At 39.5% G+C, this 13,782-nt stretch carries 11 protein-coding genes and 1 pseudogene; 8 read left to right on the top strand and 4 right to left on the bottom strand.

Features of this window, described 5'->3' with window-relative positions; genetic code table 11:
• The first annotated feature begins 8 nt into the window (after positions 1–8).
• The 4 genes from LI954_RS00600 (at position 9) to LI954_RS00615 (ending at position 4,533) form a co-directional block, all read left to right on the top strand.
• Entirely contained in the window at positions 9–467 is a 459-nt protein-coding gene (locus LI954_RS00600) for a PTS sugar transporter subunit IIA (RefSeq protein WP_202067916.1), read from the top strand.
• 323 nt (positions 468–790) lie between these two features.
• Positions 791–1,651 (top strand): GRP family sugar transporter, encoded by an 861-nt coding sequence (locus LI954_RS00605; RefSeq protein ID WP_229442079.1) that lies wholly within the window; start codon positions 791–793, stop codon positions 1,649–1,651.
• Positions 1,652–2,090: 439 nt separating this feature from the next.
• On the top strand, positions 2,091–3,326 hold the full coding sequence (locus LI954_RS00610) for an OFA family MFS transporter (protein ID WP_229443206.1): 1,236 nt from the start codon (positions 2,091–2,093) through the stop codon (positions 3,324–3,326).
• A 193-nt stretch (positions 3,327–3,519) separates the two neighbouring features.
• Complete coding sequence (locus LI954_RS00615; RefSeq protein WP_229443208.1) at positions 3,520–4,533, top strand: YeiH family protein; 1,014 nt, start codon at positions 3,520–3,522, stop codon at positions 4,531–4,533.
• A 287-nt stretch (positions 4,534–4,820) separates the two neighbouring features.
• Here the strand turns inward: LI954_RS00615 and LI954_RS00620 are convergent.
• Positions 4,821–5,294: pseudogene (locus LI954_RS00620) on the bottom strand (glutathione peroxidase).
• A gap of 209 nt (positions 5,295–5,503) precedes the next feature.
• On the opposite strand from LI954_RS00620, the gene scrK reads away from it, so the two are divergent.
• From scrK to LI954_RS00640, 4 genes are all read left to right on the top strand, one after another.
• On the top strand, positions 5,504–6,385 hold the full coding sequence (gene scrK, locus LI954_RS00625; RefSeq protein ID WP_229443209.1) for a fructokinase ScrK: 882 nt from the start codon (positions 5,504–5,506) through the stop codon (positions 6,383–6,385).
• A gap of 676 nt (positions 6,386–7,061) precedes the next feature.
• A complete protein-coding gene (efp, locus tag LI954_RS00630; RefSeq protein ID WP_202067910.1) occupies positions 7,062–7,622 on the top strand; it encodes an elongation factor P in 561 nt (186 codons plus the stop codon).
• Positions 7,623–7,857: 235 nt separating this feature from the next.
• Positions 7,858–9,003, top strand: a complete 1,146-nt coding sequence (locus tag LI954_RS00635; RefSeq protein ID WP_229442076.1) for a glycerate kinase — start codon at positions 7,858–7,860, stop codon at positions 9,001–9,003.
• A 167-nt stretch (positions 9,004–9,170) separates the two neighbouring features.
• The gene (locus LI954_RS00640; RefSeq protein WP_324254740.1) at positions 9,171–9,404 is read left to right on the top strand and encodes a thioredoxin family protein; all 234 of its coding nucleotides are present in this window, start codon (positions 9,171–9,173) and stop codon (positions 9,402–9,404) included.
• Positions 9,405–9,501: 97 nt separating this feature from the next.
• Here LI954_RS00640 and LI954_RS00645 read toward each other — a convergent pair whose 3' ends face one another.
• From LI954_RS00645 to LI954_RS00655, 3 genes are read right to left on the bottom strand one after another with little or no spacing between them, the layout of a single operon-like run.
• Positions 9,502–11,730, bottom strand: a complete 2,229-nt coding sequence (locus LI954_RS00645; protein ID WP_229443211.1) for a transglutaminaseTgpA domain-containing protein — start codon at positions 11,728–11,730, stop codon at positions 9,502–9,504.
• Positions 11,723–12,793, bottom strand: coding sequence for a DUF58 domain-containing protein (locus LI954_RS00650; RefSeq protein WP_229442074.1), 1,071 nt, complete (start codon positions 12,791–12,793; stop codon positions 11,723–11,725). The genes LI954_RS00645 and LI954_RS00650 overlap by 8 nt, the downstream gene beginning before the upstream one ends.
• On the bottom strand, positions 12,790–13,737 hold the full coding sequence (locus LI954_RS00655; RefSeq protein ID WP_229443213.1) for an AAA family ATPase: 948 nt from the start codon (positions 13,735–13,737) through the stop codon (positions 12,790–12,792). The genes LI954_RS00650 and LI954_RS00655 overlap by 4 nt, the downstream gene beginning before the upstream one ends.
• Positions 13,738–13,782: the final 45 nt, after the last annotated feature.

A 13,782-nucleotide genomic window follows, 5' to 3' on the forward strand; every position in this document is an offset into this window, starting at 1 on the left:
TGCATAGATTGGGTTTATTTAGCAGAAAACAAACATTAAATGCAGTTGCAGCAGGAGAACTGATACCAATTAGCAAAGTAAAAGATGAAGTTTTTGCTTCTGGAATGATGGGAAATGGTTTTGCCATAGTTAATCATGACGGGAAAGTTTTTGCACCATGTAACGGGACTATCACTAATATTTTTCCGACAAAGCATGCGATAACTTTAACGGGTAATAGAGGGGAAGTCATATTGATTCACATGGGGATTGATACTGTTGATTTGAAAGGATATCCTTTTAAATTGGTGATTTCCAACGAACAAAGAGTTCAAAAAGGTGACTTGATTGCTGAAATAAATCTCTCTTTATTAAAAGATCGGGGGAAAGATGACACATTAATTGTTGTAACACCAGACAGACAGCAAGGGGAGATAAAGAACAGCAGAAAATTTGTTACTCCCCATGATCCGGTATTCACGTTATAATCCAGATTCCGAAAAACGGAAAAATAGAGCCATTTTTAAATACTTAAAATCTCAAGACCCAGCTAAAAGATTGCCTATAATCAGCAGATGTTTCCAAATTTTTAACAATGGCTGATGTTGACTTTAACAGATGGAAGTGAAGATATGAATTAGGACTGCCTGAAAACTGGAATATAATTATTTTTCAGGTTTGTTTCTTCATAAAATCATGTTTATGTACTCTTTCTGGATTATCAAATATAAGCAAATAAAATCAGAAAAAGTCTTATTATGGTATATGAACATATATAATAAGGCTTTTTCTTAGAAAAGAAGGGAAATAAATGACGATTTTTCTGGCAGTGCTTCCTGCTTTAGGCTGGGGTTTGATGCCTGTGATTGCTCAACTCAGCAAAGGAAAACCTAATGAGCAGTTATTAGGAACAGCAACAACTGCTTTACTGTTCGGTATTGGCTTTTTTTTATGGATAAAACCGGAGTGGACTGAACTTGTTTTTATAACAGGTTTTCTATCTGGAGCCTTTTGGTCAGGGGGACAATACCTGCAATTCCATTCCTTTATAGATTTACCGGTTTCAGAAGCGATGCCCATTTCCAATGGTACCCAATTAATTGGAACGACAATTGCGGCGGCTGTTTTTTTCAATGAATGGTCAAATGCGGCGATGACAGCTGTAGGACTACTAAGCATTGGAATTATTATAACTGGAATATACTTGACAAATTACCATGAAAAGAAGGGGGAAGAACAAGCAGGTCTAAAAAAGAAGCCGCTGTTGAAATTGTTACTCTCTTCTCTGACCTTGACAGTGTATGTTATTTTGCCCAGATTTTTTGATATATCTGGAGAAGCAATTATTTTTCCCCAATCAATTGGAATGTTTACTGCCTCATATTTAATGAATTTATCACAGATAAAAATAATGAACAGAGTGTACATTCTCAGAAATATGACAACTGGTTTAGCCTGGAGCATCGCAAATGTCAGTCTGTTTTTAGTTATACCAAGTCTTGGGGTAGGGAAAAGCTTTACCATTTCTCAACTTGCTGTTTTAGTTTCATTGTTTGCAGGACTGATTGTATTTAAACCTGACAAAAGTAAAAAGGAACGAAGAGCGATTATCCTTGGAGCTTCTTGCATAACTATGGGTATTTTGATGATCAGCTTATTGAAGAATGGGTGAAAAGATCAATACTGAGAGCAAGCTGTTAAGTTAAGAGGAGTCTTTTTTTGAATCCCCTCATTTTTCACTAAAAACCCTATTATATCAGTAGTTACGGAAGCTGTTTTCTAAACAAATAAACTACGCTTCGAAAGACTGTTAGTTCAATAATTTTCTGCATTAGTTTCTAAAATTGGGGGTAAATTCAAAGAGTCGTTTTGAACGAAGAGGTCCAGAAAAAAAGGAGGATGAAATCGGTTAATTTTTTTATTCGAAAAAGCATATCAATTATTTTACCAATCTGGGAGACTATTTCAGTGGAGTATGGGATAATGATTTCAAGTTTACTGTCACGTACGTTCTTCAAATAAAAGACCTACTGTCAGTAAGATGTCGAATTGTAAACCAGAGTCAATGTGTTTATGACAAAAGTATATCAAGGATAAGGAGAGGTTTGTAAGTGAATAAAGTGAAAAATCGGTGGCTGATTGCCTTAGCAGGTGTATCTGTTCATTTATCCATAGGTTCTGCCTATGCATGGAGTATTTACACAAAACCGATTAATGCATTGACTGAATGGTCAGCAACATCCATTTCGTTTGCTTTCAGCATTGCTATTTTTTGTTTAGGAACATCGGCAGCATTTATGGGGAAATTTGTTGAGCATTATGGTCCCAGAAAAACGGGGATGGTCGCATCTATTTTCTTTGGAGCTGGGATAGCGCTGACAGGGTTGGCAATTCAGGTTCAGTCCTTGCCAATGCTGTATATTTCCTATGGCTTAATTGGCGGAATTGGCTTGGGATCGGGCTATGTGACTCCGGTATCAACAATGGTTCGCTGGTTTCCGGATCACAGAGGGTTGGCAACAGGGCTTGCTATCATGGGCTTTGGATTTGCTTCATTGGTAACCAGTCCGATTGCACAGTTCTTAATGGGAAAAGTTGGTGTCTCCAATACGTTTTATATTTTGGGCGCTCTTTATTTTTCTGTTATGTTTATTGCTTCACGTTATCTTGAGAAGCCGCCTAAAGGCTGGACACCTCAGGGAATGGTTCAACATCAGGAGAAAAATCAGGCTGGACAGCCGATCCAAACTGAAGGAGAAGGTCTTACTGCAAATGAAGCTCTCCGTACATCTAATTTCTGGATGCTTTGGCTGACGTTATTCTTAAATATTACCTGCGGCTTGGGAATCGTTTCAGCAGCTTCCCCAATGGCACAGGAAATGATTGGAATGTCTGATCAGACAGCTGCAGCAATGGTTGGTGTTATGGGAATTTTCAACGGTCTCGGACGTTTGTTTTGGGCAACTCTTTCAGACAGGTTTGGCCGGCCGAAAGTCTTTACGATGGTCTTCATTGTTAATGCAGCAGCCTTAACAACTCTTTATCTTTCCGGAGCACCTATTTTATTTGTAGGTCTGATTTGTTTGATTATGACTTGCTACGGTGCAGGCTTTTCAATTATTCCGGCGTATATCGGCGATGTTTTCGGTACAAGAGAACTGGGAGCGATTCATGGCTACATCCTTACTGCATGGGCAGCAGCCGGGATTGTAGGACCTATTTTACTGTCAACAGTTCATCAAATGATGAACAGCTATAAACCGACATTGTTTATCTTTATCGTACTGGTTTGTATTGCGTTGATTATTTCTGTGATTGTAGGCAGAAAAGCAGTTCATAAAAAATAGACTGATAGATATAGAAAAAAATTTTTTAATTAGAATGAATGGATCATTTGTTGAGTTTCCAAACTTCTGGTTACTCAGCAGATGATATTTTTGTTTTGCAGTCCTAAAAACAATATTCTCTGAGACTGCTTATTCTAAATGGGAATGAAATGTGTATAATAGGATTATTGAGAACATCAGGAGGTATTTTAAAGTGAGCAGGTTTATCAGCAGACATGGTATACAGAAAATACTGCCTGGATTGGGCGTTGCATTCTCAGTTGCGTTGCTCAGCAAGATAGCGGCTATTTGGCTGCCGACACTTGGAGCTGCCACTATTGCTATTTTACTGGGAATATTATTAGGAAATACATTGTTTAAGCAGCCAAAATTAGAAGCGGGAACGAAATTTTCAGAGAGCAGACTGTTGGAAATTTCAGTAGTTCTTTTGGGAATCACTGTTACCTTTCAGACAATCAGTGAAATTGGTTTTAAGGGTGTCGGGTTTATTTTGTTGATTATGACAGGAACGATTTGCGGGACGTTGTTTATCGGGAAGAAACTCGGATTTTCCCAAAGTATGGTACTGTTGATGGCAGGCGGTAATGCGGTGTGCGGTTCTTCAGCAATTGCTTCGATTGCACCGGTCATTCATGCAAAAGAAGATGAAAAAGGACAGATTATTACACTGGTTAATTTATTGGGCACGGTGATGATGTTGCTGCTGCCGCTGATAGGAACAGCTCTTTACTATAGTGATCTTTTGCGGAGAAGTGCATTGATTGGTGGAACACTGCAATCAGTGGGGCAGGTTGTCGCCAGTGCCAGTATGATTAATGAAGAGAGTGCTCAGCTGGCAATGCTGTTTAAGATCATGCGCATTATGTTGCTGGTTGTTGTTGTCTATATCTTTGGAAGGATTGCTGCTTGCCCAAGTGAGGATACCGCAGCGGAAAGAGTTGTAAAAAAAAAGCTGCCGATTCCCTGGTATGTGCTGGGCTTTCTAATTTGCTGTATACTCAACAGTTTGGTTCATCTGCCTGAACAGCTGGCATCAGGTGCACATTTTATCAGCAGCTGGGTTGAAATCACAGCACTGGCAGCGATTGGGCTGAGATTGGATTTCCAAAAATTTTTTAAAGAAGGTAAGCGTTTTTTGATTTTTGGTTTGTCTGTCGGACTTATCCAGATTGGACTGGCAGTGGTGTTGATAGGGCTGTTGCTGTAAAAATTATAATTATTTCTTTAGGAACAAGCACATGTTCAGCCTAATAATTTCAAGAAAATTTGTGGAAACAGTATTTATTTTAAAAGAAGCTGCATTACAGCTTGAATGCCTAAACTATTTTTTTGCTGCAGATAGTTGTAAAACCCTGCCAACTTCTAAATACAGTTATATTAGGGGGCGTCTGAAAACTTATTTCCCCAATAGTTTTCAGATATGCCCTAAATATTCCGTTCATTGTATCAAGTACATTTTTTTGATTTTTTCACTTAACCAAGAATAAGGAAAGCTTAAGCCAATACTTTCTCAATATCTGCAACCATTTTTTCAGGACTTGTCTGTGGTGCATAACGCTTCACGACCGTCCCTTCTTTATTTATTAGGAATTTAGTGAAATTCCATTTGATTGCACTGCCCAGTGTGCCTTTGGTTTCTTCTTTTAAATAGTTGAAAAGAGGCAATGCTTCTGAACCGTTGACATGACAAATCTGATGCATGGGAAATGTTACACCGTAAGTTATCCGGCAGGCTTCAGCAGCTTCCTCACTGTTTTCCACTTCCTGCTTAAACTGGTTTGAAGGAAAGCCCAGTACAATTAATCCACTATCTTTATAGGTTGTATAAAGGTTTTCTAATTGCTCAAACTGAGGAGCTAATCCGCATTTTGTCGCAGTGTTAACAATAATCATAGGTTATCCGCGATATTTATCCAATGTGTACGTTTCCCCATTGGCCAGTGTCGCTTCAAAATCATAGATAGTCATTATTTTATTCACCTCATTCTTTATTTTCTTTAAGTATAGTACGGAGTGAAGCGAAATGCATGGCAATAAGTCTCAAAGACAAAGAAAACTTGTTGAATCTGTAAAAAAGCAGGACAGCTGAACTCTTTTACGTTAAAATAATAGAGTAAATGTCTAGACTTTTCCGTATAGATAATAGTAGTAATTATTTAGAAAATGGAGGATAAAAAATGAGTGATATTTTATTAGGCAGTATTGAAGCAGGTGGAACAAAGTTTGTCTGTGCAGTTGGGAACACTGACTTTGAAGTCCAGGAGAGCGTTGTGTTCTCTACTGGTAATCCAGAAGAGACAATGGAAAAGGTTGCTGCATTTTTTTCGGCACATACCGTTTCAGCAATTGCCGTCGGTTCTTTTGGTCCGGTCGATGTAAATCCTGATTCCAGTGATTATGGAAAGATTTTGGCTACCCCTAAACTGGAGTGGCGAGGATTCAATATTCTGAAGGCATTGAGGAAACATTTCGACGTCCCTATTTTTTTGACAACAGATGTGAATTCCAGCGCTTTTGGTGAATACGTGAAAGGGGCAGCAGTTGAATCTAACTCCTGTGTTTATTTTACTGTAGGAACAGGAATAGGCGGCGGAGCCATCCAAAATGGGGAATTTATTGGAGGTCTTACTCATGCGGAAATGGGTCATGTTTTTGTTAAACGCCACCCTCTGGACATGGATTTTGAAGGAGTGTGTCCTTCCCATGGTGCAGATTGCCTTGAAGGGTTGGCTTCAGGTCCCAGTCTGGAAGCCCGAACAGGAATAAAAGGGGAAGAAGTGGATGAAACACATATTATCTGGGAGATCGAAGCCTATTACATCGCACAGCTGGCTTTCAATACAAGACTGAATTTTTCACCGGAAAAAATTATTTTTGGTGGAGGTGTTATGCAGCAGGATTATTTGATGAAAAAAGTCCGCTCAATTTTTACAGAGCTGAATAATGGCTATGTTGATGTTCCAGATTTGGACAATTATATCGTGAATCCGGCAATATCTGAAAATGGAAGTGCCACAGTCGGCAACTTTGCGCTGGCACTAAGAGAGCTGAAAAGATAATTATTAAGCAGAGAGTAGTAATATATTTTTAGATTGGTGATGTTGTTTTTTATCCATGAACCAGAAAGAAGGATCGTTCAAGCTGATCGGCGAAGAATTTATAAATATTTATAGAGAGGTTTGTGATAGATAGTCAGATTGTTTGAATTGAAGCTGAGAATTGATACACTCCGCTGCGCTTCAATCACATCAACTTCTACGTATAAAACATACGAGAGTTGACAGTCTTCACTAGGATTGCTTTAGCAGAGTAGATGAAGTCCTGTTACCTGCTCGGTGAAGGGCCTGGAACTCCTCATATTTTGAAGATTGCTTGATTTATTTCCGAAGAGGCAGCTTGTGGAGCTTGCTTATTCAGGTTTGGGCTATATTTTTTTAGAGAAAATAGGGAAGCAGCGTTTGAAATTGAAGTGGGAAATCAATTACTGAAGGAGTGCCTTTCTGCAGCAGAAATTCCTGAAATAATCTGCCTTTATTACTATAAGGGAAATTAAAGACTGAGGGATGTGGAAGCAGGTGAAACTCTGTTGGAAACAGTTGAAAATTCCAGAAATAGGAGAAAATAATTTATCCAGTCATGAGAATTTCACGTTCTCTTTGTATATTCCCTAGATTAACGGTCTGTAATTTGCTACAATGAGTGGAGATTATTTTTTAGAAAAGAGGAAATGATAGAATGATTGCAATCAGTGATCTTAAGTCAGGCATGACGTTTGAACAAGACGGAAAATTAATTAAGGTAATGGAAGCCAGCCATCACAAACCTGGTAAAGGAAACACCGTAATGCGTATGAAGCTGAAGGACGTTCGTTCAGGTGCCACAACTGAAACGACAATGCGCCCAGATGATAAAGTGAAAAAAGCGCATATTGATACAAAACCTGCTCAGTATCTATACAGTCAGGATAGCATGGCAATTTTCATGGATTTGGAAACCTACGAGCAATACGAAATTCCAACTGACTCTATTGAAGAGGAATTGAAATATCTGTTGGAAAACATGGAAGTAAAAATTCAGTTTTATGGATCAGAAGTAATTGGTGTTACACTGCCGACAACTGTTGTATTAACTGTGACAGAAACGCAGCCGTCTATCAAAGGTGCAACTGTAACAGGCTCCGGTAAACCTGCAACAATGGAAACAGGACTGGTTGTTAACGTTCCTGATTTTATTGAATCTGGGGAGAAGCTGGAAATCAATACACAGGAAGGTACGTATTTGAAGCGTGCAAAGTAAGCGGATGAACGAAGAGGTCAGGACAAACACTCATGAGGGCAAAAACCCTCATGAGTGTTTGTCATAGCCCCTTCTTTTTTTATCTTAAACGAGGTAAAGTATATTTTTTCTGTCCGTTTTTATAAATAAAAGCAAAAGGTGTTATTCGCTGGAAGAAGATAGTAGAATAGGGGTGTATGGGTAACTGAATATATTTTTCTGGAATAAAAGATTATTCAGTGAGGAGGAAGATAAAATGAACAGGCGAATTGTTATTGCTGTAGATTCATTTAAAGGCAGCGCAACATCTATGGAGGCTGCAGGCTATATAGAAAAAGGACTTTTCAGAGGAAATCCGGCATTGGCTGTTCGAAAAGTTGCGATAGCTGATGGAGGAGAAGGGACCGTTGAGGCTTTAGTGACTGGACTGTCTGGTCGACGCATTAAGAAACAGGTAACCGGTCCTGAAGGAGCTCCAGTTTCTGCTGTATTTGGTCTTTTGGATGATGAGACGGCAATTATCGAGATGGCTGAAGCTTCCGGACTGACAAAAATTAAAAATGAAACAGGAAATCCATTTATGGCAACAACCTATGGAACGGGTGAGTTGATTAAATTTGCACTGGATGAAAAAGTGAAGACAATCTATATTGGATTGGGCGGCAGTGCAACCAATGACGGCGGAGTAGGAATGGCTCAGGCATTGGGGATTTCATTTAAAGATGCGGCAGGACAGGAAGTTGGATTTGGTGCATCAGGCGTGCTGAATATACATACGATTGACAGGAAAAATATTGATCCGAGAATTGCTGAAACTACTTTTATAGGACTGACTGATGTAGAGAATCTTCTTTGCGGGAAACAGGGAGCTTCCTATATTTTTGGCAGTCAAAAAGGAGCCAAAGAAGATGAACTGGCATTATTGGATCAGTCCCTGCATCATCTTCAGGATAAAATCTCAGAATATTGCGGGCAATCTGTTTCTCATTTAAAAGGCGGAGGAGCTGCCGGAGGATTGGGTGCCGGTCTGGCTGCTTTCTGTCAGGCCAAGCTTGTTCCCGGTATTGAAACAATCAGCTGTCTGCTGCATCTTGAAGAAGAAATTAAAGCGGCCGATTTTGTTATAACCGGAGAAGGACGAATAGATCATCAGTCACTATCAGGAAAAGCACCTGTTGGGATTTTAAGAACGGCTCAGAAACACCGGAAGCCTGTCATTGCCATTGTAGGCAGTGTAGCTGGAAGCCTTCATGATATTTATGAGGCAGGGTTTGATCTTGTGATTGATACGATCTCTGCACCGATTACGCTTCAGGAAGCAATGACAAATGTTCGCAAAAATCTTCAAAATGGAGGAGAAACAGTGGCAAAGGTTCTCGAACTGATTGAAAAACAAAATTGAAAGTAATTGTTGATTATTGTTAAGGAAAAAATGAAACAGCAAGCACTTTTTACAGGTCTTTTGTACATCTATGCTATATTAAGTATGAAAAAAATGGAATGCAGGTATAGAAAAGAGAGGACAGCAAATGGACCCAATTATATACAATTGAAGAGGTACATTTATTTATTGAAAATAATCAATTTGCTTTTCTGTATGTTTCTCAGCAGAACTGCTCGGTTTGTCATGCTGTTTTCCCTAAACTAAAAGCACTGCTTGAAGCGTATCCTCAAATAGCATTGGGGGAAGTTGATGGCGGAGAGGTACAGCAGGTGTCTTTGGCCTGTAATATCTTTTCTGATCCTGCTCTGCTTTTATTTATTGATGGAAAAGAATACCTTCACAAAAGCCGCTTTGTGTAGTTTAAAAAGCTGGCATTTGATTTGAATCGGCTGTATGCTTCTGACGTATCAGCAGATAGAGAGGAGCATACATTATGAGAAAAGACAGCGGAACTGCCTACCGCTGTCTTTTCTTGTTGAATTTTGTAAAAATAGTAATGGCTTGTATCAGTAGATGCTCAGAGGTTTTTCGATTCGGTTCAATTCCCCCATAAATTGCCTGTTCATAGAGTTGTGTTAAGGAAATAAAAACTCCCTCAAATTCCGGATAATTTTCTTCAAAGCGAACGGCATACTGATTCAGGGGTTCGGTGGAACCTCTGGACTCTGTTTTTTCTGCCTGCTTTAAAATCAGCTGATACATCCCTGCGAAATTGGCAGGTCTGATAAACTGATAGACTTTAAATTTTATCAGAAAGAAATAGTAATGTAATAAAAACCAAACTGAACTGGCAATTGCCAATACGGCTCCAGCAGCAAACCATTTCAATACAGCTGACGGAAGCAGTGAGGTGATTTCTTCTGTTTGCGGATCTTCTTCCTCGGAAGAGGCGGCAGTGCTGTTTTCTATTCTTTGTGCTTCTGTTGAAGAAGACTCAACAGTACTGGAATCCTGATTGCTTTCCGAAGATTCATCAGCTTCTTCAACTGATACATCAGGATTGCTGAAGCTGGGTGTCGGCTCAAAAGGAATCCAGCCATAGCCTTCAAAATAGACTTCCGGCCATGAATGCGCATGACTGTTTCTAACAGAGTATTCCTTTAATTCTCCTTGATTCTCTATCAGTTCTCCTGAATTAAAGCCTTTAGCCCAGCGGCTTGGTATACCGATGGAACGGAGCAAAACAACCATGGAAGTAGAAAAGTTATCACAATAGCCAACCTTTGAATCGAATAGAAAATGATCAACATAATCTTGAGCGTTCGGAGTGAACGGTGTATCTGTTTTTGAATAGCGGAAGGATCGATCTGTTTTTAAATAATGTTCAATTGCCTTCACTTTGTTATATAAGCCATTTTCCTGTTCTGTTAATTCTAAAGCCAGTTCTTGTACCCGTACTGGAACAGAGTTAGGTAATTCTATACTGGTGACGGGCGGCAGATCCATCGCTTCATTGAAGGTTCCATTTATAACAGAGCCTGATTCCAGCTGCTCAGCAAGTGCTTCAGGAATGGCATTTGATACAAGCTGGAGATCAGCTGCCGGATAGTTTGGTTCCTGCCAGATAATATCCAGTTCAATTGGCATTTGAGATAAATTTACCCGATTATTTTCTTCAATGTACTCCATTTGAGTTACTCTATCGAGATTTACCTCAAATTTTCCATACGGCTGAGGCAGGTACTGAGGGGGAGGGTCGCTGAATGTTAGTGCGATCATTGTTTCTGTTGCCAATGTCCCCTGATAATCTGAATCACTTAAAATAAGTGTACCAGGATTACCAGTGGTCTGCGGAGGCGCAGACGCGGCTTCCCAGCCTTTTCCAGTGTAACTGTCCTTTGTCTCTACCCGCCAATAATGAGCTTTCGTCTGCAGAGCTGTAAACAATACTGTCGGATCATCCATAATAGGTCCGCCCAGCTGCTGATCATTATCACTGAAGCCAGTTCGTGTATTCGATTGAATACCGTATTGACTGACTTGGTTGTAAATGCCCTGACTGTTGAAAAAATTCCTTACAGAACTAGTTTTAGTATATAGAGCAGTTTGAATAGCTGGAAAACTCTGTTGAAAATAATGGGAGCTTCCGGCAATGAAAGCTAAAAGCAGGAGACTAAAAATTCCAGCTTTCCTTTTTTCCATTACTTTCCCTGTTTCAGGATATCTTTTTAATTGATAAAGCAGAACAGACAAACAGGTGATAACAATCAACGGCCAGCCTAGTTGAAGCCTATTGAAGATGACCAGCATGAAATGATAGCCGACAATCATCAGATAGCTTAGCCAAATACGCTCATACTGAATGAGCAATATGGCCAGTGCAACAAGAAAAAACAAAATAATGACCAAAGCGATAGTATTTGGCAGATAACTGACTTCACCTGATATTACCTGATTATAAGACTGGATAAGACTGTCATAAAAAGCACTTACCCATGAAATCCCAAAAAGATGATTCAGAGGAAAATAAACATACAAAGTAAAAGTATAGATCAGGAAATATAATGGAACTGTGATAAGAAAATGATTAAAACAAAGAGTAATCAGACAGATTAACCCCAGCATGACACTCAAAAAAAACTGATTCCCTAAATTATAAACCGCTATAAAAGGCGAGCTGGCTGTAATCAGAATCAGGAAACTAAGCAATGCAAAGAACCAGCCTTTATGAATTTTCTCACCCATGAGCAGCCTCCCATTTCAGTTCAATTATTTGTTCCTTCCAATGGAGGAAGGGCTTATCGTCATGATAAGTAATCAAAAACAGTGTATTATTTTTTTGAAGCAGCTCCAACTGTTCGCCCAGCTCCTGTGTCAGGCTTGGAGCAAAAAGAATCAGTTTTTTATTTGAATACATCGGCAGCTGGCGATGTTCAGTGAAGGAGGAAGCTAACGCAAATAATTGTTCATGACTTGCTTCCATGGGGGAATCTACAATAATTGTCTGTGAGAACGGCATCTGTCTTTCTAGAAAAAGAGTGAAGGAATAATAGAGAGAGAGCAACGATTCGAAGTTCAATCCATCCTGTCCATAAAATATCAATTCAGTATCCTGTTCAATTTCATGTTCATACTCTTTAACAATCAGTTCATTTCTTTTTACGGATTGCTTCCAATCGATCGTTTTCAGTGCGTCGCCAAACTGGTGGGAGCGAAAATTTCGAATGGAAAAGGTCTGGTTGCCAAATGAATTCTTAAAATTTGGAAGTTTAGTCAAAATGATCTGAAAAATCAGTTCGGCTTTTTTCTTTTGCAGCTCAGGCATAACCATAAATGGACCGGAAACCTGCCGAACAAGCTGCTTTTGAAACAGAGCTAAAAAATCTGTGCTTCCGACTAAAAGAGGTAGTTCGTTAAAGATTCCTCTCTTCTCTGGAGTCCATTGAAAACTGAAAGTCTCTCTTGTGCCCATATAAAAAAGCTGAGCATATAACGAACTGTTCAGAGTCTTCTTCAAACTGATGGTCAGAGATGGTGTGGGCAACAGAGATTTTTGACAGCGAAAAAGCTCCAGGGTCAGCTGACTGGGCTGATTGACAGTATAGGTCGTCAGTTCAGTTGTTTCCAGTTTAATCATTTTTAATGAAGGGAATAGACTGATTAAATCAACAATCATTAAAAAAACAAGAAAAAAGAACAGCATCCATCCCGTTGAATTATTAAAGGCGATAGTGTAAACAAAGATCAGACTGTAAAACAATAAAATTGAGAATATCTTTACACTGTTTTTTATCTTTAAAAAAGTCATATTGGTTTCCTGACAGGTACTGGCACACGTCGAATGATCTGTTCCAGAATTTGCTGGATTTTCTCATCAGACGCGGTATACCCGCCTTTCAATAACAGACGATGTCCAAATGCAGCCGGCAGGATTCTTTGAAGATCATCCGGAATAACATAACTTCGCCCTTCGGTTAATGCAAATGCTCTGGCTGCTTTCAAAAACGATACTGCTGTACGGGGACTGATACCCAGAATGATCCCATCATGATTCCGAGTTGCCTGGACCAGCTGAAGCGCATAACGGGCAACTTGAGGATCAACATAGACCTCTTCCGTCAACTGTTTTAACTCAGCTATTTCCTCAAATTTTAGAACTTGCCGGACAAGCGCCAATTTATTCTGCTGCTGATTCATTAAAAGTTCTAATTCATCGTCAAATTCCGGATAGCCGATTTGAAGACGAAACAGAAAACGATCCAGCTGTGCTTCAGGAAGGGGATAAGTTCCCTCATACTCAACTGGGTTTTGTGTTGCCAGCACAAAAAAATGCTTGTCTAATGTATAAGTGTGATTATCAATAGTGACATGGTTTTCAGACATTGCTTCCAGTAGGGCAGCTTGTGTTCTCGGCGTAGTTCGATTGATTTCATCAGCCAGCAGAACAGTAGTGAAAATCGGACCGGGATGAAATTCAAATGTCTGAGAAACCGTATTATAAACAGAAATTCCGAGAATGTCACTGGGCAGCAAATCCGGAGTAAATTGTATCCGGCTGAATTTTCCGTGAATAGCTTTTGCGAGGGTTTTTACCATCAATGTTTTCCCCACTCCTGGGATATCTTCAAAGAGCACATGACCGCCGGCTAAAAATGCAGTCACAGTTAATTGCAATACGTCGCGTTTCCCTAAAATAACTTTTTCCATTTCATCAATCAGGCTGGTTATTTTATTATATGGGTGATTATTCATAAGATAGTGCTGCCTCCTCTTCTGAGTCTTTAGTTTATTGTATAG

The sequence above is a fragment of the Enterococcus sp. CWB-B31 genome, from assembly GCF_020567645.1.
Classification (GTDB): Bacteria; Bacillota; Bacilli; order Lactobacillales; family Enterococcaceae; genus Enterococcus_L.

Bases quoted from the DNA above. Each gene is read 5' to 3' on its own strand.
- LI954_RS00645 (WP_229443211.1), bottom strand. From the start codon at position 11,730: ATGGGTGAGAAAATTCATAAAGGCTGGTTCTTTGCATTGCTTAGTTTC.
- LI954_RS00650 (WP_229442074.1), bottom strand. From the start codon at position 12,793: ATGACTTTTTTAAAGATAAAAAACAGTGTAAAGATATTCTCAATTTTA.
- scrK (WP_229443209.1), top strand. From the start codon at position 5,504: ATGAGTGATATTTTATTAGGCAGTATTGAAGCAGGTGGAACAAAGTTT.
- LI954_RS00655 (WP_229443213.1), bottom strand. From the start codon at position 13,737: ATGAATAATCACCCATATAATAAAATAACCAGCCTGATTGATGAAATG.
- LI954_RS00635 (WP_229442076.1), top strand. From the start codon at position 7,858: ATGAACAGGCGAATTGTTATTGCTGTAGATTCATTTAAAGGCAGCGCA.
- efp (WP_202067910.1), top strand. From the start codon at position 7,062: ATGATTGCAATCAGTGATCTTAAGTCAGGCATGACGTTTGAACAAGAC.
- LI954_RS00605 (WP_229442079.1), top strand. From the start codon at position 791: ATGACGATTTTTCTGGCAGTGCTTCCTGCTTTAGGCTGGGGTTTGATG.